The following is a 25,378-nucleotide window of genomic DNA, read 5'->3' on the forward strand; positions in this document are numbered from 1 at the left end:
AGATGTAGGATTGAAGCTTTTGAGTGATGTACTATGAGCTCCTTCACTGCTGTCCTCTTTTTTGACTATTCATTTTATTCTTGATTGAATTATGGATTTTCTTATCTTTTAGACGGTAATGGATTTATAGATAAGGACGCGTGGGTAAGCATGGAGAGAGCATGAAGATAGAATATTTTTGCAGCTGAAAGGTTTGTACAGCAACGACTTTAGGGTGTTTGTTTTGAACTTGAGTAGCGATCTTGAGGATGTTCCCATGCTTGACACCAAAAGATAGGATAAGATAAATAGGGATAAAATAGGGCGAACAGGCAAGATAAGGATGATGGATAAGATAAAAATAGTATTGATGTCGTGTGCCACGATAATTGTCAAGATTGTGCCAGGATAATGGCCATAGGTGCTAGAAGTACGCTATATCAAGGGTTTCAGTTGATTGGTGTTGAATTAAGCGGGATCGTTAGGGTCGATTTTTGAAGGCTGAGGCTGAGGCTAAACCGTTTATATTACGAGAGTTTCGAGGTTTTGATGGCAAATAACGTGGCACGAGTTGGATGACAAAAAGCGTGGCACCGGAGCGAGGCTGGTAAAGAAGGGTGAAGAGGATGTGCTGCGGTTGATGAAGAGCATTTAACGTAGCGGCATCAAATTTCTAAGTGATGACAAATAACGTGGCACATGAGAGTAGCGAAAAAAGTGAACCTCTGGCCCTGCCGCAACTAGAGGCGCTGTCTTCTGAAGAACGCCGCCGCCTAGAGGTCATTCAACGTTTAGAGAGCCATCGGGGGCAATCCACGTATCGAGAGGCCGAGACCGAAGCGGCGGCCACCCTGAACCTGAGTGTGCGGAACATCAAGCGCTTAGTGCGTCAGTATCGCGATCGCGGTATCGCGGGCCTGAAACGCCAACCTCGGGCGGACGAAGGCCAATCGAAAGTGGATGAGCGCTGGCAGAAATTCATCCTGGAGACCTACCGCAAAGGCAACCGAGGCACCCGCCAAATGAGCCGCGCCCAAGTGGCCAAACAGGTGGAAAGCCACGCCGCCGAACTAGCCACCACTGATTATCCGAGCCGCCGCACGGTCTACCGCATCCTGTCCCCCATCATCGAACAACAAGAACAGAAACAGAAAAAGCGCTCGATTGGCTGGCAGGGCGAGCAGCTCCATCTGACTACCAAAGCCGGTATCGAGATTGCCGTTGAATATAGCAATCAGGTGTGGCAATGCGATCACACCCCTGCCGACATCTTTGTCGTCGATAGCCACGGTGACCCCCTTGGTCGCCCCACCCTGACCACCGTCATTGATACCTACTCCCGGTGCATCATGGGGATTTACCTGGGCCTGGAGCGTCCCAGTGCAGCTGTCACCGGGCTCGCTCTGCGCCACGCCATCCTGCCCAAACAGTACCAACGGGGCTACGAACCCCAAAATTTGTGGGAGAGCTACGGCGTTCCCCAATACCTCTATACCGATGCCGGTTCCGACTTCACCTCCGCCCACATTGACCAAGTGGCTAGCCGCTTCGGCATCGTCCTGTGCCTACGTCGCCGTCCTGCCGAAGGCGGTATCGTCGAACGGCCCTTTGGCACCCTCAACCGAGAATTCTTCGCCACCCTACCGGGCTATACTACCGCTGAAGCCAAGTCCCACCTGAAATCCATCAAAGCGGATGCCTGCCTAACCCTAGAGCAACTCGAGGGCTTGCTGATCCGCTACATCGTGGATAACTACAATCAGCAAATCGATGCCCGCGATCGCCAACAGCGCCGGATTGATCGATGGCGATCGGGCCAGATGGCCCGAGGCGTGCCTCCCGAGGAGCGCGAACTGGATTTACTGCTGATGCGCCAGAGTCGTCGTCGGGTTTACCAGGGCGGCTACCTGCGCTTTGCCAACCTGATTTATCGCGGTGAATACTTGGCTGGCTACGTCGGAGCTGAAGTGGTCTTGCGCTATGACCCCCGCGACATTACCACTGTTTTGGTCTACCAACCCCAGGGAGCCCACGATGTCTTTCTGACCCGTGCTCACGCCCAAAACCTGGAAACCGAACGCTTGTCGCTCGCCGAAGCCAAAGCGATCAGTCGGCGCTTGCGCGAGGCGCGTACCGAGATTACCAATCAGTCAATCCTCAGCGAAATCCGCGATTGCGTGCAGTTTATCGACGAGCTGCTGTCAGAACCCTCTCAGCCCTCTCAACCCCCTCCTGTCGAGTGCGACGACGCCACCACCTCTGCTGAGGAAACCAAACCTGAATCGTCCCAGACCCCTAAGCCCTTGCCTGCCATTCGAGTCTACGACTACGAGCAACTGCGTCAAGAGCATGGCCTTTAAGTGCTACCCAATGACTGACGTTCTATTCTGGAGCTTCTACCGATGTCTAAAACCCCTGATTCTGACCCCAGTGATGCCAATAACCTCAATATCGCCATTGCCGATACCAATGAACGCATTCGACAACTGGGTCGGCGTCGCGTCCTGGAATTGCCTCAGATGGTGGAATTTCATACCTGGCTAGACGGTAAACGGCTGGCCAGACAATCCTGCCGTGTTGTCGGTGAATCGCGGACGGGCAAGACGGTGAGCTGTGATACCTACCACCTCAAATCCAAAGTGACGCAGCGGCCAGGGGAAGCTCCCATCATTCCGGTGATGTACTGGCACTGCCGTGAGAATCTCTCTGTCAGTAGCCTGTTTGTCGGCCTGCTAGAGAGTCTTCAGTATCAAGCCACGCGAGGGCGCGTCCCCGAACTCCGTGAACGGGTTTACCACGTGCTCCGGAGTTGCCAGGTGGAGATGATTATCTTCGACGAAGCCCAACGGGTATCCGCTCAAGCGATGTCTGAAATCAGAGACATCTCAGACATTTTAGAAATTGCGGTGGTGTTGGTGGGCACCGATTGCCTCAATGCGGTCATCAATCGAGATGAACAAGTGCTCTATCGATTTTTATCGGCCTATCGCTTTGCTCGACTCGGAAGTGAAGAACTTCAGGAGATGACAGCCCTCTGGGAAGAACATGTTTTGCAACTACCGGAACCCTCGAATCTAGCTAACCCGAAAGCGCAGAGCTTGCTGCTCCAGGCCACACGCGGTTATATCGGTGTCCTGAATCAAATCCTCTGTGAAGCGGCGATTCTGAACCTTGCAACGGGGGCAAAAACGCATTGAGTTGCCCTTACTGAGACAGGTGGTGAAAGAATGCTCATTGGCGGTTAAGTAAGGACGAGGACTGATGCCGCTAATGAAAACCTCCTCACAGTCCTCAGTCGAGCCTTGGCTGTTTCAGGTCGAGCCCTACCCGCAGGAAAGCTTTAGCCACTTCCTGGGACGTTTTCGGCGAGCGAATCATCTCAGTAGTGCTCATCTGGCCGCGATGCTGGGAGTGCGATTCGATGTCGTCGCTTATTGGGAAAGCCCCTCTCGTCAGCGGCGACCCGACCCCTCCCAGCTGCAACAACTCTCGCAATTCACGGGTGTGGAGATTGCCCAACTCCAGTTAATGTGGTTATCATCCGACGTCCCGTTATGTTGGCCCACGCGGTTGTGTCCTGACTGCTACGCTGAGGCTCCCTGGCATCAACTCACCTGGCAACTGGCCGACCAACTCCATTGCGAAGTCCATCAGCGATTGCTCGTTATCGCAGTGTCCTCGCTGTCACCATGCCTTTCAACTGCCTAGTTATTGGGCAACAGGCCAGTGCGATTGCTGCCAGCTTGCGTTTGTACAGATGCGGTTTTACCAGGCCGCTGCCGAAACAACTTGAAGCTAAGGGGCCAATTTAATGGACCAGATCACCTCACGTCCTGCCACTGGCTCGTGAGTTTGTTGAAACTGTCGCTTTTGCTGCTTCAAGCGTTGTTCTTGTTCAATGATGTTACTTGGGTAATCCCACTTGCCGGGAGTTAGCCGACGAAAGATGAGAGCCTGCTGATGTTGGAATTGAGAAGCCTCTTGAGTCATGCAGGCATCAAAGAAAGCCGGTTTCAGGGCCTCAATTTGGGATTCGAGTTGAGCGAGTTGTCTTCGGAGGGCCACCATTTGGTCAATCACATCGCTAGGCTTAGCCGCTGTTGTGTTCATAGATGCACCAAAGCATTTCGTTGCTCATCATGATAGGGGTGAGGCAGAATCCCTCATCCCAGTCTGGTTATTCTGACCACTACTACAACACATTGAGATCGCTATGCCCTAACGGTTGAGATCGTGCTTTTGAATCAGTCTGTTGAGGCAGTCAGCACCAGGACCTTAGCGGAATAACCCAAGTGCGATCGCAGGACAGAGATCGCACTTGGTGTGATTATCTGTCCTGCCACGATAAATGCCCGAAAGAGTGTGTCACGATATTTGGGCTTATTCCAACATTAGGTGATGATCTAAGAAGCTGATCAGGAAGAGGATCGGAAGATTTTGAGCGTCGATTCGATGTGCGATCGTAACCTATGCAACCTCCCTCGCTGTTGATCAAGAGTGAGTTCGACTGTGGGTTATGGTATGAGTCTGCAATTCTATGCTGTGCGCCCTCTTATCTTATCTTATCTTATCTTATCTTATCTTATCTTATCTAATTGTTTGATTCGGACTTAACTTTAGAGACGCCGCGATTGCAGAGAATCCAGGCTATCCAATGAGTTCATGTTCTGAAGTAGAAGAGTGTATCCGCACGACTTTAGTTAGTTGCTACTAGTGGTGCGTCAACAAATAGATGACGGCCAGCTAAAGTAAGAAAAACACCTCTTACTTTCGGTCATGGTCAAGAAATACATCGTGGATTTGAGTGCTGAAGAACGGACTTACTTAGAACAGTTCGCGACAACGGGCCGTCGCGCGGCGGATCACATTACCCGTGCGCGCATTCTGCTCAAAGCCGACTGCAATCAACCCAACGGCAGTTGGTCAGATCAGGCGATTGCGACGGCCCTCGACGTCGGGGTTCGCACGGTCGAACGCGTCCGCCGTCGCTTTGTGGAGTTCGGGCTGGAGGCATCATTAGTGCGACGCACCGGGGGTGGACGGAAACAAAGCTGCTTGAATGGCGAACAAGAAGCCCATTTGATTGCCTTGGTCTGTAGTGAGGCTCCGGCGGGTCAGGCACGGTGGACATTGCGCTTGCTGGCAAGTCACATGGTGCAACTCGGCCATGTTGAGAGCGTGAGTCATGAAACCATTCGGCAAACGCTGAAAAAAACGAATTACAGCCTTGGAAACAAGACTGCTGGGTAATTCCGCCAGAACAGAATGCCGAATTTGTCTGCCAAATGGAATCCGTGCTGGAAGTTTACCAGCGCCGCTATCACCCTGACTTCCCCATCATCTGCCTTGACGAAGCGATGAAACAGCTCGTCAAAGAAACCGTCGCACCAGTGCCGGCACAACCGGGACAGCCACAGCGACAGGATTTTCAATATGAGCGCAACGGCACCGCCAATCTATTCATGTTATGTGAACCGATAGCGGGGTGGCGACACGTTGAGGTGACGCGACAGCGCACCGCTGTTGATTATGCTCATTTGCTCAAAGATGTTGTCGATTTGCATTATCCCGATGCCCTGCTCATCACGGTGGTGCAAGACAATCTCAACACCCATACACCCGCCTCTCTCTACAAAGCCTTTGAACCGGCCGAGGCGCGTCGCATTCTCAATCGCCTGGAATTTTGCTATACCCCTAAGCACGGCAGTTGGTTGAATATGGCCGAGATTGAGTTGAGCATTCTGGCTCGTCAATGTTTAGACCGACGCATCGCTGAATTTGAACCCCTGCAACGTGAAGTTTCAGCCTGGGTAGAGACCCGCAATCAGCAGCAAACGTGGATTGATTGGCGCTTCACCACCGAGGACGCACGCATTAAGTTGAAACGACTTTACCCGTCAATTAATTCTTGACTAACCACTAGAAGCTCTCTGGTTACCAACAAGCGTTAGAACCAATGATAGAAGCAGCCAAAGACTCCCATCGGCGATCTCATCCTCTGCCAAGAGCACACATTCTAGACAAATGTCATTCAATTGTCGACCTGCGATTGCCGATGTTGAGCGAAGCGATTAAATTGCTGAAGTCAGGAAGCTAAAAGAATATAGGCTTTGGTGATTTGAAGGCTGGAATGAGCTGATGACCTGTCAGAAGCCTGTTTTTGTGCAATGCTGATGTATCTCAAACGGGTTCTGAATTGGATGTAGGATTGAAGCTTTTGAGTGATGTACTATGAGCTCCTTCACTGCTGTCTTCTTTCTTTACCATTCATTTTATTCTTGATTGAATTATAGCCTTTCTTATCTTTTAAGTAATAATAAATTTATAGATAAGGATGTGTAGGTAAGCATGAAGATAGAATATTTTTGTAGCTGAAAGGCTTGCACAGTAACGTTTTTAGGGCGTTTGTTTTGAACACGAGTGGCGATCTTGAGAATGTTTCCATGCACACCAAAAGATAGGATAAGATGTTTAGAGATAAGAATAGACAGGATAAGTAAGATAAGGATAATGGATAAGATAAAAATAGTATCAGATACTATTTTTATCTTATCCATTATCCTTATCTTACTTATCCTGTCTATTCTTATCTCTAAACATCTTATCCTATCTTTTGGTGTGCATGGAAACATTCTCAAGATTGCCACTCGTGTTCAAAACAAACGCCCTAAAAACGTTACTGTGCAAGCCTTTCAGCTACAAAAATATTCTATCTTCATGCTTACCTACACATCCTTATCTATAAATTTATTATTACTTAAAAGATAAGAAAGGCTATAATTCAATCAAGAATAAAATGAATGGTAAAGAAAGAAGACAGCAGTGAAGGAGCTCATAGTACATCACTCAAAAGCTTCAATCCTACATCCAATTCAGAACCCGTTTGAGATACATCAGCATTGCACAAAAACAGGCTTCTGACAGGTCATCAGCTCATTCCAGCCTTCAAATCACCAAAGCCTATATTCTTTTAGCTTCCTGACTTCAGCAATTTGATCGCTTCGCTCAACATCGGCGATCGCAGGTCGACAATTGAATGACATTTGTCTAGAATGTGTGCTCTTGGCAGAGGATGAGATCGCCGATGGGAGTCTTTGGCTGCTTCTATCATTGGTTCTAACGCTTGTTGGTAACCAGAGAGCTTCTAGTGGTTAGTCAAGAATTAATTGACGGGTAAAGTCGTTTCAACTTAATGCGTGCGTCCTCGGTGGTGAAGCGCCAATCAATCCACGTTTGCTGCTGATTGCGGGTCTCTACCCAGGCTGAAACTTCACGTTGCAGGGGTTCAAATTCAGCGATGCGTCGGTCTAAACATTGACGAGCCAGAATGCTCAACTCAATCTCGGCCATATTCAACCAACTGCCGTGCTTAGGGGTATAGCAAAATTCCAGGCGATTGAGAATGCGACGCGCCTCGGCCGGTTCAAAGGCTTTGTAGAGAGAGGCGGGTGTATGGGTGTTGAGATTGTCTTGCACCACCGTGATGAGCAGGGCATCGGGATAATGCAGATCGACAACATCTTTGAGCAAATGAGCATAATCAACAGCGGTGCGCTGTCGCGTCACCTCAACGTGTCGCCACCCCGCTATCGGTTCACATAACATGAATAGATTGGCGGTGCCGTTGCGCTCATATTGAAAATCCTGTCGCTGTGGCTGTCCCGGTTGTGCCGGCACTGGTGCGACGGTTTCTTTGACGAGCTGTTTCATCGCTTCGTCAAGGCAGATGATGGGGAAGTCAGGGTGATAGCGGCGCTGGTAAACTTCCAGCACGGATTCCATTTGGCAGACAAATTCGGCATTCTGTTCTGGCGGAATTACCCAGCAGTCTTGTTTCCAAGGCTGTAATTCGTTTTTTTCAGCGTTTGCCGAATGGTTTCATGACTCACGCTCTCAACATGGCCGAGTTGCACCATGTGACTTGCCAGCAAGCGCAATGTCCACCGTGCCTGACCCGCCGGAGCCTCACTACAGACCAAGGCAATCAAATGGGCTTCTTGTTCGCCATTCAAGCAGCTTTGTTTCCGTCCACCCCCGGTGCGTCGCACTAATGATGCCTCCAGCCCGAACTCCACAAAGCGACGGCGGACGCGTTCGACCGTGCGAACCCCGACGTCGAGGGCCGTCGCAATCGCCTGATCTGACCAACTGCCGTTGGGTTGATTGCAGTCGGCTTTGAGCAGAATGCGCGCACGGGTAATGTGATCCGCCGCGCGACGGCCCGTTGTCGCGAACTGTTCTAAGTAAGTCCGTTCTTCAGCACTCAAATCCACGATGTATTTCTTGACCATGACCGAAAGTAAGAGGTGTTTTTCTTACTTTAGCTGGCCGTCATCTATTTGTTGACGCACCACTAGTAGCAACTAACTAAAGTCGTGCGGATACACTCTTCTACTTCAGAACATGAACTCATTGGATAGCCTGGATTCTCTGCGATTGCGGCGTCTCTAAAGTTAAGTCCGAATCAAACAATTAGATAAGATAAGATAAGATAAGATAAGATAAGATAAGATAAGAGGGCGCACAGCATAGAATTGCAGACTCATACCATAACCCACAGTCGAACTCACTCTTGATCAACAGCGAGGGAGGTTGCATAGGTTACGATCGCACATCGAATCGACGCTCAAAATCTTCCGATCCTCTTCCTGATCAGCTTCTTAGATCATCACCTAATGTTGGAATAAGCCCAAATATCGTGACACACTCTTTCGGGCATTTATCGTGGCAGGACAGATAATCACACCAAGTGCGATCTCTGTCCTGCGATCGCACTTGGGTTATTCCGCTAAGGTCCTGGTGCTGACTGCCTCAACAGACTGATTCAAAAGCACGATCTCAACCGTTAGGGCATAGCGATCTCAATGTGTTGTAGTAGTGGTCAGAATAACCAGACTGGGATGAGGGATTCTGCCTCACCCCTATCATGATGAGCAACGAAATGCTTTGGTGCATCTATGAACACAACAGCGGCTAAGCCTAGCGATGTGATTGACCAAATGGTGGCCCTCCGAAGACAACTCGCTCAACTCGAATCCCAAATTGAGGCCCTGAAACCGGCTTTCTTTGATGCCTGCATGACTCAAGAGGCTTCTCAATTCCAACATCAGCAGGCTCTCATCTTTCGTCGGCTAACTCCCGGCAAGTGGGATTACCCAAGTAACATCATTGAACAAGAACAACGCTTGAAGCAGCAAAAGCGACAGTTTCAACAAACTCACGAGCCAGTGGCAGGACGTGAGGTGATCTGGTCCATTAAATTGGCCCCTTAGCTTCAAGTTGTTTCGGCAGCGGCCTGGTAAAACCGCATCTGTACAAACGCAAGCTGGCAGCGATCGCACTGGCCTGTTGCCCAATAACTAGGCAGTTGAAAGGCATGGTGACAGCGAGGACACTGCGATAACAGCGATCGCTGATGGACTTCGCAATGGAGTTGGTCGGCCAGTTGCCAGGTGAGTTGATGCCAGGGAGCCTCAGCGTAGCAGTCAGGACACAACCGCGTGGGCCAACATAACGGGACGTCGGATGATAACCACATTAACTGGAGTTGGGCGATCTCCACACCCGTGAATTGCGAGAGTTGTTGCAGCTGGGAGGGGTCGGGTCGCCGCTGACGAGAGGGGCTTTCCCAATAAGCGACGACATGAGATCGCACTCCCAGCATCGCGGCCAGATGAGCACTACTGAGATGATTCGCTCGCCGAAAACGTCCCAGGAAGTGGCTAAAGCTTTCCTGCGGGTAGGGCTCGACCTGAAACAGCCAAGGCTCGACTGAGGACTGTGAGGAGGTTTTCATTAGCGGCATCAGTCCTCGTCCTTACTTAACCGCCAATGAGCATTCTTTCACCACCTGTCTCAGTAAGGGCAACTCAATGCGTTTTTGCCCCCGTTGCAAGGTCCGAATCGCCGCTTCACAGAGGATTTGATTCAGGACACCGATATAACCGCGTGTGGCCTGGAGCAGCAAGCTCTGCGCTTTCGGGTTAGCTAGATTCGAGGGTTCCGGTAGTTGCAAAACATGTTCTTCCCAGAGGGCTGTCATCTCCTGAAGTTCTTCACTTCCGAGTCGAGCAAAGCGATAGGCCGATAAAAATCGATAGAGCACTTGTTCATCTCGATTGATGACCGCATTGAGGCGATTGGTGCCCACCAACACCACCGCAATTTCTAAAATGTCTGAGATGTCTCTGATTTCAGACATCGCTTGAGCGGATACCCGTTGGGCTTCGTCGAAGATAATCATCTCCACCTGGCAACTCCGGAGCACGTGGTAAACCCGTTCACGGAGTTCGGGGACGCGCCCTCGCGTGGCTTGATACTGAAGACTCTCTAGCAGGCCGACAAACAGGCTACTGACAGAGAGATTCTCACGGCAGTGCCAGTACATCACCGGAATGATGGGAGCTTCCCCTGGCCGCTGCGTCACTTTGGATTTGAGGTGGTAGGTATCACAGCTCACCGTCTTGCCCGTCCGCGATTCACCGACAACACGGCAGGATTGTCTGGCCAGCCGTTTACCGTCTAGCCAGGTATGAAATTCCACCATCTGAGGCAATTCCAGGACGCGACGCCGACCCAGTTGTCGAATGCGTTCATTGGTATCGGCAATGGCGATATTGAGGTTATTGGCATCACTGGGGTCAGAATCAGGGGTTTTAGACATCGGTAGAAGCTCCAGAATAGAACGTCAGTCATTGGGTAGCACTTAAAGGCCATGCTCTTGACGCAGTTGCTCGTAGTCGTAGACTCGAATGGCAGGCAAGGGCTTAGGGGTCTGGGACGATTCAGGTTTGGTTTCCTCAGCAGAGGTGGTGGCGTCGTCGCACTCGACAGGAGGGGGTTGAGAGGGCTGAGAGGGTTCTGACAGCAGCTCGTCGATAAACTGCACGCGATCGCGGATTTCGCTGAGGATTGACTGATTGGTAATCTCGGTACGCGCCTCGCGCAAGCGCCGACTGATCGCTTTGGCTTCGGCGAGCGACAAGCGTTCGGTTTCCAGGTTTTGGGCGTGAGCACGGGTCAGAAAGACATCGTGGGCTCCCTGGGGTTGGTAGACCAAAACAGTGGTAATGTCGCGGGGGTCATAGCGCAAGACCACTTCAGCTCCGACGTAGCCAGCCAAGTATTCACCGCGATAAATCAGGTTGGCAAAGCGCAGGTAGCCGCCCTGGTAAACCCGACGACGACTCTGGCGCATCAGCAGTAAATCCAGTTCGCGCTCCTCGGGAGGCACGCCTCGGGCCATCTGGCCCGATCGCCATCGATCAATCCGGCGCTGTTGGCGATCGCGGGCATCGATTTGCTGATTGTAGTTATCCACGATGTAGCGGATCAGCAAGCCCTCGAGTTGCTCTAGGGTTAGGCAGGCATCCGCTTTGATGGATTTCAGGTGGGACTTGGCTTCAGCGGTAGTATAGCCCGGTAGGGTGGCGAAGAATTCTCGGTTGAGGGTGCCAAAGGGCCGTTCGACGATACCGCCTTCGGCAGGACGGCGACGTAGGCACAGGACGATGCCGAAGCGGCTAGCCACTTGGTCAATGTGGGCGGAGGTGAAGTCGGAACCGGCATCGGTATAGAGGTATTGGGGAACGCCGTAGCTCTCCCACAAATTTTGGGGTTCGTAGCCCCGTTGGTACTGTTTGGGCAGGATGGCGTGGCGCAGAGCGAGCCCGGTGACAGCTGCACTGGGACGCTCCAGGCCCAGGTAAATCCCCATGATGCACCGGGAGTAGGTATCAATGACGGTGGTCAGGGTGGGGCGACCAAGGGGGTCACCGTGGCTATCGACGACAAAGATGTCGGCAGGGGTGTGATCGCATTGCCACACCTGATTGCTATATTCAACGGCAATCTCGATACCGGCTTTGGTAGTCAGATGGAGCTGCTCGCCCTGCCAGCCAATCGAGCGCTTTTTCTGTTTCTGTTCTTGTTGTTCGATGATGGGGGACAGGATGCGGTAGACCGTGCGGCGGCTCGGATAATCAGTGGTGGCTAGTTCGGCGGCGTGGCTTTCCACCTGTTTGGCCACTTGGGCGCGGCTCATTTGGCGGGTGCCTCGGTTGCCTTTGCGGTAGGTCTCCAGGATGAATTTCTGCCAGCGCTCATCCACTTTCGATTGGCCTTCGTCCGCCCGAGGTTGGCGTTTCAGGCCCGCGATACCGCGATCGCGATACTGACGCACTAAGCGCTTGATGTTCCGCACACTCAGGTTCAGGGTGGCCGCCGCTTCGGTCTCGGCCTCTCGATACGTGGATTGCCCCCGATGGCTCTCTAAACGTTGAATGACCTCTAGGCGGCGGCGTTCTTCAGAAGACAGCGCCTCTAGTTGCGGCAGGGCCAGAGGTTCACTTTTTTCGCTACTCTCATGTGCCACGTTATTTGTCATCACTTAGAAATTTGATGCCGCTACGTTAAATGCTCTTCATCAACCGCAGCACATCCTCTTCACCCTTCTTTACCAGCCTCGCTCCGGTGCCACGCTTTTTGTCATCCAACTCGTGCCACGTTATTTGCCATCAAAACCTCGAAACTCTCGTAATATAAACGGTTTAGCCTCAGCCTCAGCCTTCAAAAATCGACCCTAACGATCCCGCTTAATTCAACACCAATCAACTGAAACCCTTGATATAGCGTACTTCTAGCACCTATGGCCATTATCCTGGCACAATCTTGACAATTATCGTGGCACACGACATCAATACTATTTTTATCTTATCCATCATCCTTATCTTGCCTGTTCGCCCTATTTTATCCCTATTTATCTTATCCTATCTTTTGGTGTCAAGCATGGGAACATCCTCAAGATCGCTACTCAAGTTCAAAACAAACACCCTAAAGTCGTTGCTGTACAAACCTTTCAGCTGCAAAAATATTCTATCTTCATGCTCTCTCCATGCTTACCCACGCGTCCTTATCTATAAATCCATTACCGTCTAAAAGATAAGAAAATCCATAATTCAATCAAGAATAAAATGAATAGTCAAAAAAGAGGACAGCAGTGAAGGAGCTCATAGTACATCACTCAAAAGCTTCAATCCTACATCTCGGCACTGGTCGGCTAAAAGGTGATAGAGTGTAGACCTTGCGTGGTCAGGAGTTCGTGGGTTGAGATGGGGCGATTACAATAGCCCATCGCCATCGCGGGTGTGGTATTGCCGCCGAGGCTCCAATGAGGCCGAACCCAGTTATGCAGCAAGCGCTGCACGTCCAACACCCGTTGCAGTGCGTCCACCGTCTTGGCATAGAGATTCTGCCGCCGTCGGTAGGCACTGGCTCGTCGTCGGATGGCTGCATTGTGTGCCTCGTTGTGGTTCGCATGCACTCCATTGACAGGACTCAGTGCTGTATAGGGATGCTCCGACTTCACCCATACAACCCGCCGCCTGCCTTGAGACCCCTTCACTTTCATCGCCACTTCTAAGCCAAATCTCCAAACCTTGCGGTGCGGGTAACTCGCAGGGGTCTCTGTACGCTTGAGCCAAACGCTGGCAAGTTTCCATAAGGCCAACCCATAGCGCCGCTCCCCATCGGTGAACCAGCGAATGAACCGGGCTGACTTCGCCCAACCCCACGCTGCTGCCGTCCCGGTTTCAAACAACTCCTTATCCTTGCGACCCGCTCGAGCTTCAACCCAGTAGCGGCTGTCTCGTTCGATGAAATGAATTGTCCAGCCTTCGCTCTCACCGGGGGGGAAGGTTCTGCCCTACACGGGTATAGACTTCATCGCCTTCGAGCGTCACATCCAACTCCGCTGGTGCAGGGGGCGACCAGTGGTCGATATGACCTGCCAACCGCCGCTCCCAATTGATGATGGTCGAATGAGACTTCGCGAATGAGCGCCCGGTGGCTCTCACTCCGAGTCCTTCACCCCGTACGTTGATGGCAGCGGCTACAATGGCTGGGGCAGTTCTTAAGCGAGCCATCGGCGTATGGGTGCGTTCGTTGAATCGTTTTCGGCACTGCCTGCATAAATATCGTTGTTGACGACTCCCATCCTTGAGGGTGGCTGTGCCATTCTTTACGGTTTGTTCACTCTGGCAGTGCGGACATCTCATCGCCTAAAACCAATGCATCACATCCATCTTAGCAATCACCCTCTAGACGACCAGTGCCGAGATGTCTTTGAACCAATGGGGTTTGACGCTTTTGGCATTCACCGCGAAAACTTTGTCATCAAACAAGGCATTCATCCCCAGCAGCTTACGGCTCAGAACGTCGAGCGATTCCGCGAAACTCAGTTAAAACACATTGGCAATCGCTTTGCCTGGAAGGCCGAAGTCCAAACCACTGATCCGGCTTATTACAAATGGACGCAAAGGACAGTGGAAATGAGTCTGGATAAAGCGCTCGCCCGCTAGATCTGGGCTATTCAGGGGGTTACAGGATCGACTAAAACGCAAACTCAACCCCCAGGCGAATGAAGAATCCTTCTAGGCTCAAATCGCCTTCATCTTGAGTGATCACGCCTGTGCCGGAGTTATCGACAAAGCGAGTGGTATCGGCAACGTTGAACCAGTTTTGCAGCTCATAGCCTGCGGCAAAAGTAAGGTTGGCATTGTCACCAATGCTCGGCTGCCACTGTAAACCAGCAGCAACTTCGACAACCGGAACAACTCGCTCATCTGCGCTCCGTTCTAGCGCCACGATTAAATCGGCTCCATTGTTGTCGGTTTCTTGCAGCCGGGAGTCAAAGTTCCCGACCAGTAAAGACCCTGCGGCCCGACCAAACAGGCTGACGTCACCACCGAAGTTAAGATGTGCTTCACCACCAGCCCGTAAGCCATAGCCCGTAAAGTCGCGAGCAATCTGAATTTCCGTGTTGGTGAAGTCGCGACCGCCGTAGCGAACCACATTGTCTTGATGGATATCAGCAAAGCGTAAGCCACCAAATAGCCTTGCATCTAAGCGATCGCTATCGGTCACAGCATAGCCCACTTCCACATCGGTGACAGCATGGTTTAAATCAATCTCAGAGCTAGCGGTGTCGGCGTTTTCGTTCTGTACCGGAGCAGCCAGCGTTGACAACAGAAATCCATTGGGGTCGCGCTCAACCGCTAGTGAGCCGGAACTGCTCAAGGTTGTATGGGTGACGCCGATATCGACGCGGCTGTCCGGTAGATGATAGTTGGCTCCAATGCGGATCGCAGTATCGCGATCATATTCCGGTGCAACGACTTCTCCACCAGCAAATAGGGCTGTACCTGGATCGACAATGGCGAAATCCTGGGGCTGACTGGTGTTGGGTTCCAAGAACAGCACTTCTGTAGAGATTTCAATACTTTGAGGTCGATCAACGCTGCGGTTAATAGCTGTCTCTGTATTGGGATCAGTCTGGGTAACACTAGGTCGATTAGCCGGGTCGTTGATCTGTTGCCGCAGGTTTTGTAGTTCCTGCTCTAGCTCTTGCTGCTGGCTTTCCAGCTCTTGCAGGCGCTGCTGTAGTTCTTCGTTGGTGGGTTCGGAGGCGATGGTGATGGGTTGGTTAGTGGTTGATGGGTTGATAGTTGATGGAGAAGTGGTTAATGGGTTAGTAGTTGATCGGCTGATGGTTGATGGATTAGTGGTTGATGGGTTGGATGGTTGGTTGGTGCCGTAGTTGGGTAGGGATGTGGTGGGAGTTGGGGCTGTGATTGGTTGGTTGGAATCTGCTTGATCGCTGCTTTCTGGAGAATCAGCTTGGCGGTTGCTGTGGCTGGTGGATTCGGTAGGAACGACGATGGCAGCGGGAACTTCAGTGACTGAAACAACAGTGACGGCGGAATTGCGATCGCGATTTCCATCCTCCGCTTCATTCTCCTCTACAGCCACGACTGCATCTACAGTGTTTGATGCTGTGTTGGGCTGATTAGCTGCTTCTACAACCGATTCAGTTACCTGATTGATGAGGTTGCTAGCGGCATCAACATCAGCCGTAACAACGGCTCTAGCCGATGGAATAGAACGTTCTGCTAAAGTCTGTTCCATCTGTTCTGGCTGAGCAATTTGAGCGTCTGGTTCGATTTGGACGACTGCGATCGCAACTGAAGACTGCTCATCACTTGCTTCTGCCGGATCTAGCGGTTGCTCGTTGGGGTTTTCATCAGTAAGGGGCAAAGGAGAAGCGGTTGCGGCAGCCTGAACCGTTAGCAGTGCGGCAAATGCGGCGGTGAATCCCAGCGTTGTCTCTATCTTTTTCATGGTTTCTAGTTTTTAATCTCCCCACAGTGTTTCGTCATATAAAGTCCGGTTGAAAACCCATAATTTATTTTTTGCGAAATGCTTGCGGAGCAAGCGTTTCACAAAAAATAAATTGGGTTTTTATACGCGGATTGATATCATTTGTCGGTAGGTCATGCCATCCCGGATATTGCAGCCACCTTGCGAAACTGGAACCCTGGGAGGCTATTTTGCCGCCGCGCGGCGGCAAAATAGTCCTTTGGTTTGGCTGCAAGATGGGAGTTTATGATCTTTTTTCTTCTCCGGTAGCGCTAATTCAGGATGGTTCCAAAAAGTTTACCGTTGAGGGCTGGTGTGTTTTGGAACTGCACGATTTCTCGCAGATAGCTCTGCATGGCTGGCGACAGTAGAGCGGCTAGATGGGCATCGATCACAGGTGCGATCGCAGTTTCATCCTGACGAGCCGGATTAGTGGTGCGAATCACATTTTGGCCGCTACCGCCGTTGAGCTGATCGGCTTCCTTACCGCCAAAGATAAAGTCGTTGCCGTTTTGACCAAAGATGGCGTCAATGTTGCTCAAGCCGAACAGGATATCGTTGTTGTTGCCGCCGCCGATCGCGTCTTGTCCCAGCGTTGTGCTACCGACTCCAGCTTGCCGATAGAGGTAGTCATAGGCTCGCGGCAGCAGATGACGGAAGTTATGGGCTTCGTCGCGGGTATCAAGATTGCCGTTTTGCAGCGCTAGCGACAGATCAACCTGATTGGCGACCCAGGGCAGGATAAAGGTTGCCGCATCACCCAGAATGAGATCATCGCCATTATCACCTCGTAGGGTGTCGTTACCCGCCGATAGGCTATTAGCCTGATTCTGCTGGTTGAAGTTGATGCCGAAGGTGTCCTGATGCAGGTCGCGGATGAAAGCATTAACGTCGGTGATTAACAGATCGAGACTCTGCTCCAACACCAGTCGCTGATTGGCATTGCGCGGTGCCGTGTTCACAATCGGCGCGAGAATAATACTATAGTCGCCCTCAATCAGGTCGTTACCGTTACCGCCATTGACGGTATCGTTGCCAACTACGAGATTATAGCCCCGCAGCGGCTGAATACGGCTGCTAAGCTGATCGCCAAAACCATAGTTCCAGAAAGTGTTGCGCTGATAGGGTAGTGGATCAACAATCGGTGCCAGCAGGAGCTGATCATCACCTGTAATCTTGTCGTCGCCGTCATCACCATTGATTACATCAAGGCCAATCCTGAGCGTATGGGGCTGATAGCCTGAACCGTTCACTGAAAGGCTAGTGCGTAGGCGATTGACCGATCTGCTAAAGTCTGTAATCACCTGCCGCAGTTGCGTTACCGTTTGACCCAGACTGCTCTGCAAGCTCAGTGACTGAGTTGAGAACGGCCCGATTGCGAAGCTATCATCGCCCACGATTGAATCTAGCCCGCTACCGCCAGAGATGGCGTCTTGACCAAAGGCAAAGGTGTGAGCAGATGTGCGATCGCGATAATCTAAGCCCAGTTCTAGATCCTGTAAGCCAATGCCCAACTGGTACACATCACGAGTCAGCCGATCCAGTTCTTGGTTAAATGCTCCATTGGTTGAGCGCAGCGGCACAGCATTGGTATAGTTATCACCCACGATGGTATCCTGACCATCTGCACCTTGAATCGTGTCATTGCCCGATAGCAGATCATAGTGCCCCGTCATATCTGGAATGACTGAAGCAAATACCGTTAGCTCTGTCCCGTTCAGTCGTCGCAAGTTGCCAATAGTTGGCACAGGTGAAGCATCCCGCGTCAGGGTTGGCATCAGCGCGATCGGCGAGAAGAGGCCCTGAATCATCTGCGGCGCAATCTGAAGATGGGGAAGGACAACCGTGCCGTAAGTCCCCAAGTTCAGGTCAACTCCAGTCGCTGCATTAATTAAATGGAAGCCGCGCTGCACAATGGGTTGCTGGGTGCTGAAGGCGGCCAGATTCAGGCCGTCATCTCCAATCAGGAAATCATCACCAGCTCCACCATTTACGCTGTCATTACCCGCATTGCCCTCAACATAGTCTTGACCGTTGCCGCCCTGCACTATGTCGTTGCCGCGCTGACCAAAGACCTGATCATTCCCGTCCCCGCCATCGACAATGTCGTTGTTGGCTAACTCCAAATCAATCCGCTGAATCGTGGAGTTGCTGACGCCACCTTGATTGGCTGCTCCAGTGAGTAACAGGATATCTGCGGCAATAGCTGCTTCGGGTAGCTGGGCACCTGAATTCGCTGTGCCAACGACTGTTCCGACATCGGTCAGAATCACATCACGGTGCCAGGAGCCGTCTGCATTGATTCGCGGTCGGCCATTGGCTAAGTAAGCACGGGTGATGATACCAACATCGCCCAGCATTGTATCCTGACCGGCATCGCCATTCATGGTGTCGTTACCGAGTTCACCATACATCTCATCATCGCCAGCCCCGCCTCGCATACTGTCGTTGCCGCGCTGACCATGCATGATGTCGTCGCCGGTGCTGCCCTGCATGACATCGTTGCCAAAGAACTGCGTAAAGCCCTGTACTGCCTCGGCATCGTCGAACCGAACAACATCCCGAATCACATCAGCAAAGGGAGCTGGATACCGCTGCCAGGTACCGTTGATGCCGGGGCGGCGCGTAATTTGGCCGTTGTCTCCCAGCATGACATCCGCTTCGCTACCACCATTCATTGTGTCACCTGCATCGGCTCCACCTTGGACATTGTGGCCGCCCAGCATATCATCCTCGCCACTGTTGCCGTAGAGGAAGTCGCTGCCCTGCTGACCTAGAATCGTGTCGTCGCCTTCATTACCGTAGATCAAATCGTTGCCGCCACCGTCACCTGCACCAGTGTGGATAGAGAGGTAGTTCTGTTCAGCAGGTAAAGCTTTATAGAGTGCTCCGTGGTCGCCCAGAATTAAATCATCAGCACGGGCCGGTAGCAGATGACTGCGATCGGTAATAGTGAGGCTGTCATCTAGATACCAGATCACGGTTTGACCTGTTTGACCATTGCGCCAAGCGAGATCAGCAGAACCATCTCCATTCAGATCGCCGCTGGCCTCCACTTGCCAGCTTAGATTTCTCACAGCAGAACTTAAATCGCCACTGTCGATCTGATCGAAGCCGTCCATAAACCAGACGCGATTGATGCCATTGATCCGATTCCGCCAGAGGATATCAGCCTTACCATCCTGATCAAAGTCGGCTACCGCTTCCACCTGCCAGTTAGATGGAGGAGCAACACTCAGCTGACTGCTATCTAATCGCGTAGCACCATCCATCAGCCAGATAGAGAGCTGATTTGTGGACAGATTCCGCCAGAGGATATCAGCGTTACCGTCTCCATCAAAGTCACCTGCGCCTTGAATTTGCCAGTTCAGCGCGACGGGGGGCAGCAGATTGCCGCTTACTCGGCTGGAGTAATTCATCAGCCAAATTGAGATTTGTCCTGTTTGCTCATTGCGCCAGAGCTGATCAACATGACCATCACCATTAAAATCAGCGGTTGCATCAAGCTGCCAGTCTGAACTTGAAACCGTTGGCTGTATCGCCGTGACAGCATTGATCATAGAATGACCTGCAATATCGGCACTACCAAGCGCGGCGGCAAATGAGTGACCATTGAAGGTATTGCGCCAGAGCAAGCCGACGTTAGCGGTCTGGTCAATGGTTGTAATTCCAGCCAGTTGCCAACCTTGATTAACCGGATTCAGAGAATTAGTGCTGCTTAGGTTGAAAGGCTGTGTAGCCGTTCGGGACAAGCTATTCATGAACCAGGCTGAGGCTGCACCGTTATTAGCATTGCGCCAGAGCAGCTCGTCTTTACCGTCACCATTGAGATCGCCAGCGGTCGCCAACTGCCAATCCAACGTCGGTGATGCGCTCAGTGGGCCACCGCTTTGTTGAGCCAAACCGTTCATGAACCAGGCTACGGTTGTACCGTTATTAGCATTGCGCCAGAGCAGCTCGTCTTTACCGTCGCCGTTGAGATCGCCAGCAGTCACCAACTGCCACTCCAGAGTCGGTGATGTGCTCAGTGGGCCACCGCTTTGTCGAATCAAGCCATTCATGAACCAGGCTACGGTTGCACCGTTATTAGCATTGCGCCAGAGCAGCTCGTCTTTACCATCGCCGTTGAGATCACCAATTGCATCTAGCTGCCAGTCGAGGTCAGGTGAGAGGCTGAGCGCACCACCACTTTGCCAAATTAAGCCATCCATCAGCCAAGCTGACGTTTGCCCAGTTGAGCTATTGCGCCAAATAATGTCGGTGTCGCCATCGCCATCAATGTCGCCAATGCCCTGCACTTGCCAGTTCCGATTCAACACCTGCACATTTGGACTATGGGCCTCGTGCTGACCGTTGGCACGACGAATTTGTATGGTAATTTGTCCGGTTGCGGTGTTCTGCCAGAGAGTATCTTCTAGTCCGTCCTGATTGAAGTCAGCGGCTCCCATCAGTGACCAGTTTAAGTCGGATAGATTGAGTGATCCATCACCAAAAATGCTGTCACTGTCCGTACCTCCAAAGATGTCATCTTGGTCGTCACCGCCAGCGATATAGTCCTGACCACCTTGAGTGGGATCGGTACTCTGAATAATGTCGAGCGTTGTGCGATCGCTATCAGCTCCGACTTGGCTATCTCCAGCGAAGGTGTAGTCCAAGCGACCGTGATCGCCGAGAATAATATCATGATCCTCGTCACCATGCAGCACGTCGTCACTGGCACCACCCAGGATAATGTCGGAGCCAGCGTTTCCGGAGATGGCATCGCGACCACCACTGGTCGGATCAGTAGTCTCAATCACATCGATTTGATTGTCAACCAGCAGGATTTGGCCGTTATCGCCTAGCAGAATGTCGTTCTGCTGATTGCCCATAATCGAGTCATCGCCTGCACCCCCAATGGCAATATCGTCCGCCTCATTGCCTTCAATTACATCGTTGCCGCCAATGGTTGGAGCAGTACTTGCAACCTGATCGAGAGTTGTCAAGTCACTATCGGCTGCGTAATCCAATCGGCCATTGTCGCCCAGCAGAATATCGCGATCGCGGTTTCCTTGAATCTGATCATCTCCAGCCCCACCCAGGGCAATATCGTCACCATTGCCACCTGCGATCGCATCGTTACCGCCAATATCCGGATCGGTGGTTTCAATGTGGCTGATCTGCCCATCGGTGAAGACAACCTGGCCGTTGTCACCCAAAAGGATATCGTCATCTTCATTGCCGCTGGTATGGTCGTCATCGGCCCCACCCAGCACGACATCTTGACCTGCGTTGCCCTGAATCGTGTCCTGTCCGCCAATGCTTGGATCAGTGGTGGTGATGCGATCAAGGGTGGTTAGATTGCCATCTTCCGCATAGTCCAGCAGGCCATTGTCACCCAGGATAATGTCATCCTCACTACCGCCCGTGATGTCGTCATCGGCTGCGCCACCTAGAATTCGATCAGCACCGCTGTCACCTGCGATCGCATCGTTGCCGCCGATATTTGGATCGGTGGTTTCAATTCGGCTAATTTGGCCATCCGTAAACAGAACTTGGCCATTGTCACCCAGGATAATGTCATCCTCACTGCCGCCCGTGATGTCGTCATCGGCTGCGCCACCTAGAATTCGATCAGCGCCACTGCCACCTGCGATCGCATCGTTGCCGCCGATATTTGGATCGGTGGTTTCAATTCGGCTAATTTGGCCATCCGTAAAGAGAATTTGGCCATTGTCGCCCAGCAGAATATCGTCGCCTGCATCACCGCTGATGTCGTCATCACTGGCTCCACCCAGGATAATATCGGCTTCACTGCCGCCACTGAGGGTATCAGTGCCGCCCACTGACGGATTCAGCGTGGTTACCTGCTGGAGTTGGGGTGTACCCGATACGTCTGTATAGATGAGCTGACCTTCATCACCCAGGATTAGATCCTCGCCTGCATCGCCTGTCACATCGTCGTTTCCGGCTCCGGCCAGAATCCGGTCGTTATCGTCGTTACCGGCAATTTCATCATTGCCACCAACGCCGCTGTCAATGGTTTCAACCTGTAGCAGTTGGCCAGAATTATTCAGCGTCACCTTGCCGTTGTCGCCCAGCAGGATATCGTCACCGATACCGCCCGCCATCCTGTCGTTGTCGTTGCCGCTGTCGCTGTCGGAACGGGCTGTCAGACTGGTTTCAACACCGCCATCCAGCACAACAATTTCACCGCCATCACCGAGGATGATGTCCGCTGCGCCGCTGGTCGCATCCAGCACCGTAATTTCGCGCGTGACTGGATCAATTGTGGCATTGTCACCTGCGATCGCATCGTCGCCTGCGCCGCCGTAGATGTAGTCTCGACCGTCTTCGGCATCGGCAATTGTACTACCGCCAATGATGTTGTCGTTGCCGCCTTCACCGTAGATGGTATCGTCGCCTGCACCGCCCTGTATGGTGTCATTGCCTGCGGGAAGCTGGGCTGTTGCGACTGGACGCGTACTGGGCGGGTTGAGCATGGCGTCACCGGAGAAATCGAAGCCTGCATACACCGGATCAGTTGCTACAGCTGGGAAGCTAGAGTCGCCGTAGATTTCGTCATTGCCTGCGTTGCCATCAATCTCGTCATTGCCTGCTCCGCCGCCAATCAGGTCATTGCCAGCCCCACCAAGAATCTCATCATCATCATCGTCGCCGTTGAGAATCAGCGCCAGCGTTGCAAAAGAGGCATCAATAATGTCATTACCACCCTGGCCATTGACGACCAGAATTGGATTAATCGGTAAATCAGGCGCACTGACGGTAATCGTGTCGTTATCGGCATCACCGTTGATGGTGGTGGCTCCAGCTACTGACTCAATCGTCATCGTGTCTTCGCCATCGTTGCCGTAGACCGTAGTCGAACCGCCGTGGGTGCCTTCAACCGTGAAGGTATCGCTGCCTGTTCCTAGGCGAATCGTTAGGTCTTCCAGCGTTTCGTAGCGGATACCAACCGTCATGCCTAGACCCGTAATCGTATTATCGGTCAGCGTTCCTATATTATTGGTGGCATCGCCCGAATCATCGACATTCAGAATGTCAAACCCGTCGTTACCGTTGATCACCAGTGGGCCACGATAGTCAACTCCGTCAATGTCGTTGACCGTTGGCACTGCCCCAATACCAACATTAAACGTGTCGTTGTCCTCATCACCATTAGCCGTGACGGACATGGTGGTGGGCGTACTGGCAACATTCAGTGTGTCATCCCCAGCTCTCAGGTTGAACAGCATGATTTCCAGACCGGAGTCGCCGCTGCCAGAATCATAGTTGAGCGTTGCTGTCATTGGCTCGCCAAAGGTGATCTGGGTATTCGTCAAGCCAATAATATCGGCATCATTAGTACCTTCAATAATTAAGCGATCGCGGTTGTAGGTTGGCCCCGTATCACGGATTTGCAGATCGCCTAAATTTGGCCCTGCATAGACAATGTAATCGTCGTCGCCGCGCTGTCCGTCTAGCGTCAGCAGATTGGTACCTGTGGCAAAGACTTCAAAAATATCGTCGCCGCGACCGCCCAAAATCCGTTCGATATTATTGGCGCTATGCTGTACCCGATTCGATAGGGTAGTGACGACCATTGACCCAAGCTCTAGCCGAATGTTCAGGTCAGTGGTGACTTCCAGCAGTCCTAGATTAACGGTGGAAAAGTCTAGGCGAGTGTTCTTCAGGTCATTGCGTAAGCCAGTCAGGATGCTGGTAAACTCGGAGAACTGCCAGGTGTCCTGAGTTCCACCCGTCGGCGTTTCCAGTACCGTATCTATGCCCCAGTTGCTAGCAAACAGATAGGTATCATTGTCGTCGCCACCGTCTAGCGTGTCATTCCCCAGGCCGCCTTCTAGGGTATCCTCACCCTGCTCACCGCGCAGGTTATCGCCATTGCCTTCGCCGCCCGAGAGATAGTCTTCTCCTGCGCCACCAAATAGATCATCTTGCCCCTGCTCACCAAACAGCAGGTCATTGCCGCCGTTGCCGTAGATGTCATCGTCACCTTCATTACCGCGAATGATGTCTCGATTAGAGCCGCCCCGCAGCGTATCCTGACCGATGCCACCTGAGAGTTCGGTCACGACCTGAACACCGCTCAAATCCAGAACGTCATTACCTTGCCCACCCTCAGCAATGATCTTGGTAATACCTGTAAACGTCTGTGAACCGAGATCAACACCGTTGACTGAGCCGGAGACGGTGATCGTACCGCCCGACTGAGTAACGGTAAAGTTCTCGTTACCATCTTCAATATTTCCATAGATGCGCTCACTGGCAAATCGCCCGGTATTCAGGCGCAGGACACCGTTGCCAATATCGGTTGCCAAGACGGGTTCCGGCTCACAGGTAAAGTCAAACTCAAGTAGCTCAAAATCTGCGATCGGGAAATCTTTGCGAGCTGCACCGAAAAACGCTTCTACAAAGGCATAGAAATCGAGAACGACATTGCCCGTGATATCAAAAATGCATTCATAATCGCCGTCCTCAATAAACTGAGCAATCTCGCTAATCCGAATCTTGCCGTCATCATTGGGATCATTCAGATTGAAGTTCGCGGTGCCTGTCAAACCGCCACCTACACCACCACCGGCAATGCCGATGTCTACTCCGCCCTCCGCAAAGATTCTGGCTCGCAGGACTGTTTCTGGCTTATCAAAGCCGTTGCTGTCGAGATCACCAAAGAAGAATCCATCAAAGACATCGGTAAAGTTATCGCTCTCAAAGAACTTGCGTAGTCCAAAGGTGTCGTAGCCAAAGTCATAGTCAAAAGCGGCTCCGATGCTACCACCCAAGGTGAACTTAATTACGCCCAGCACTCGGAACTCCTGTTCGTAAGGGAACGTGAAGTCGAATTCAGGCATGTCGTAGAAGAATAAGTCCGCATCCTGACCAAACAGCAGACCAATCACGGAACCCGGATCGGTCAGAATTGGGAACTTGATGCCACCGTTGGGCGCGTTATTAATTTGACTAATAAAACTTTGCGTTTTGCTAACTACTGCTGCATCATTGGCTCCACCTCCCGATTGCAGCGATGACGACGGATCAATGGCAGAGAAGCTCAAGCTGTTGAATTGGGAACTGAGCTGACTGGATGACGTACCGCGCAGATTGAGATTGAGGTTGCTACTGAAGCCTTCACCGACGACGAAATCGCCGAAGGGAATCACAACGCTACTATCATCTGGGACGGATGCCACTAAATCGACTAGGC

The 25,378-nt window shown here is 51.9% G+C and carries 14 protein-coding genes; 6 read left to right on the top strand and 8 right to left on the bottom strand.

Annotation, left to right across the window (positions count from 1 at the left end; genetic code table 11):
• The first annotated feature begins 659 nt into the window (after window positions 1-659).
• From AC286M_RS01690 to AC286M_RS01700, 3 genes are all read left to right on the top strand, one after another.
• On the top strand, window positions 660-2,339 hold the full coding sequence (locus tag AC286M_RS01690) for a TnsB C-terminal domain-containing protein (RefSeq protein WP_488202742.1): 1,680 nt from the start codon (window positions 660-662) through the stop codon (window positions 2,337-2,339).
• A 42-nt stretch (window positions 2,340-2,381) separates the two neighbouring features.
• On the top strand, window positions 2,382-3,176 hold the full coding sequence (locus AC286M_RS01695) for a TniB family NTP-binding protein (RefSeq protein ID WP_488202743.1): 795 nt from the start codon (window positions 2,382-2,384) through the stop codon (window positions 3,174-3,176).
• Window positions 3,177-3,249: 73 nt separating this feature from the next.
• A complete protein-coding gene (locus AC286M_RS01700) occupies window positions 3,250-3,687 on the top strand; it encodes a TniQ family protein (RefSeq protein ID WP_488202744.1) in 438 nt (145 codons plus the stop codon).
• An 87-nt stretch (window positions 3,688-3,774) separates the two neighbouring features.
• Here the strand turns inward: AC286M_RS01700 and AC286M_RS01705 are convergent, their stop codons facing one another.
• Entirely contained in the window at window positions 3,775-4,089 is a 315-nt protein-coding gene (locus AC286M_RS01705) for a hypothetical protein (protein ID WP_488202745.1), read from the bottom strand.
• 666 nt (window positions 4,090-4,755) lie between these two features.
• Between AC286M_RS01705 and AC286M_RS01710 the strand changes: the two genes are divergently transcribed.
• Window positions 4,756-5,891, top strand: a protein-coding gene (locus AC286M_RS01710) for an IS630 family transposase (RefSeq protein WP_488202746.1) whose coding sequence is annotated in 2 segments (ribosomal slippage) — window positions 4,756-5,188 and window positions 5,188-5,891 — 1,137 coding nt in all. Because the reading frame shifts where the segments join, the coding sequence is not laid out codon by codon here.
• Between the two features lie 1,243 nt (window positions 5,892-7,134).
• Here the strand turns inward: AC286M_RS01710 and AC286M_RS01715 are convergent.
• A protein-coding gene (locus AC286M_RS01715) for an IS630 family transposase (protein WP_488202746.1) occupies window positions 7,135-8,270 on the bottom strand; the annotation gives its coding sequence in 2 pieces (ribosomal slippage) (window positions 7,135-7,838 and window positions 7,838-8,270; 1,137 coding nt in all).
• 666 nt (window positions 8,271-8,936) lie between these two features.
• On the opposite strand from AC286M_RS01715, the gene AC286M_RS01720 reads away from it, so the two are divergent.
• Complete coding sequence (locus AC286M_RS01720) at window positions 8,937-9,251, top strand: hypothetical protein (RefSeq protein WP_488202745.1); 315 nt, start codon at window positions 8,937-8,939, stop codon at window positions 9,249-9,251.
• A 2-nt stretch (window positions 9,252-9,253) separates the two neighbouring features.
• On the opposite strand, the gene AC286M_RS01725 is transcribed toward AC286M_RS01720, so the two are convergent.
• The 4 genes from AC286M_RS01725 to AC286M_RS01740 all read right to left on the bottom strand — a co-directional run bounded on the left by AC286M_RS01725 (window position 9,254) and on the right by AC286M_RS01740 (window position 14,033).
• Window positions 9,254-9,775 (bottom strand): TniQ family protein, encoded by a 522-nt coding sequence (locus AC286M_RS01725; protein ID WP_488202747.1) that lies wholly within the window; start codon window positions 9,773-9,775, stop codon window positions 9,254-9,256.
• A gap of 21 nt (window positions 9,776-9,796) precedes the next feature.
• A complete protein-coding gene (locus AC286M_RS01730) occupies window positions 9,797-10,642 on the bottom strand; it encodes a TniB family NTP-binding protein (protein WP_488202748.1) in 846 nt (281 codons plus the stop codon).
• 42 nt (window positions 10,643-10,684) lie between these two features.
• Complete coding sequence (locus AC286M_RS01735) at window positions 10,685-12,364, bottom strand: TnsB C-terminal domain-containing protein (protein WP_488202749.1); 1,680 nt, start codon at window positions 12,362-12,364, stop codon at window positions 10,685-10,687.
• Between the two features lie 672 nt (window positions 12,365-13,036).
• A protein-coding gene (locus AC286M_RS01740; protein WP_488202750.1) for an IS1/IS1595 family N-terminal zinc-binding domain-containing protein occupies window positions 13,037-14,033 on the bottom strand; the annotation gives its coding sequence in 2 pieces (ribosomal slippage) (window positions 13,037-13,669 and window positions 13,671-14,033; 996 coding nt in all).
• A gap of 12 nt (window positions 14,034-14,045) precedes the next feature.
• Here AC286M_RS01740 and AC286M_RS01745 point away from each other — a divergent pair.
• Entirely contained in the window at window positions 14,046-14,336 is a 291-nt protein-coding gene (locus tag AC286M_RS01745) for a hypothetical protein (RefSeq protein WP_488202751.1), read from the top strand.
• 31 nt (window positions 14,337-14,367) lie between these two features.
• On the opposite strand, the gene AC286M_RS01750 is transcribed toward AC286M_RS01745, so the two are convergent.
• A complete protein-coding gene (locus AC286M_RS01750) occupies window positions 14,368-16,155 on the bottom strand; it encodes an Lpg1974 family pore-forming outer membrane protein (RefSeq protein WP_488202752.1) in 1,788 nt (595 codons plus the stop codon).
• 290 nt (window positions 16,156-16,445) lie between these two features.
• On the bottom strand, window positions 16,446-25,364 hold the full coding sequence (locus AC286M_RS01755; RefSeq protein WP_488202753.1) for an FG-GAP-like repeat-containing protein: 8,919 nt from the start codon (window positions 25,362-25,364) through the stop codon (window positions 16,446-16,448).
• Window positions 25,365-25,378: the final 14 nt, after the last annotated feature.

The sequence above is a fragment of the Thainema salinarum CENA647 genome (assembly GCF_057732415.1).

What these genes read in the sequence shown, in the direction of transcription:
- AC286M_RS01700 (WP_488202744.1), top strand. Translation starts at nt 3,250, where the DNA reads ATGAAAACCTCCTCACAGTCCTCAGTCGAGCCTTGGCTGTTTCAGGTC.
- AC286M_RS01720 (WP_488202745.1), top strand. Translation starts at nt 8,937, where the DNA reads ATGAACACAACAGCGGCTAAGCCTAGCGATGTGATTGACCAAATGGTG.
- AC286M_RS01750 (WP_488202752.1), bottom strand. Translation starts at nt 16,155, where the DNA reads ATGAAAAAGATAGAGACAACGCTGGGATTCACCGCCGCATTTGCCGCA.
- AC286M_RS01705 (WP_488202745.1), bottom strand. Translation starts at nt 4,089, where the DNA reads ATGAACACAACAGCGGCTAAGCCTAGCGATGTGATTGACCAAATGGTG.
- AC286M_RS01745 (WP_488202751.1), top strand. Translation starts at nt 14,046, where the DNA reads ATGCATCACATCCATCTTAGCAATCACCCTCTAGACGACCAGTGCCGA.
- AC286M_RS01725 (WP_488202747.1), bottom strand. Translation starts at nt 9,775, where the DNA reads ATGAAAACCTCCTCACAGTCCTCAGTCGAGCCTTGGCTGTTTCAGGTC.
- AC286M_RS01690 (WP_488202742.1), top strand. Translation starts at nt 660, where the DNA reads ATGACAAATAACGTGGCACATGAGAGTAGCGAAAAAAGTGAACCTCTG.
- AC286M_RS01730 (WP_488202748.1), bottom strand. Translation starts at nt 10,642, where the DNA reads ATGTCTAAAACCCCTGATTCTGACCCCAGTGATGCCAATAACCTCAAT.
- AC286M_RS01735 (WP_488202749.1), bottom strand. Translation starts at nt 12,364, where the DNA reads ATGACAAATAACGTGGCACATGAGAGTAGCGAAAAAAGTGAACCTCTG.
- AC286M_RS01695 (WP_488202743.1), top strand. Translation starts at nt 2,382, where the DNA reads ATGTCTAAAACCCCTGATTCTGACCCCAGTGATGCCAATAACCTCAAT.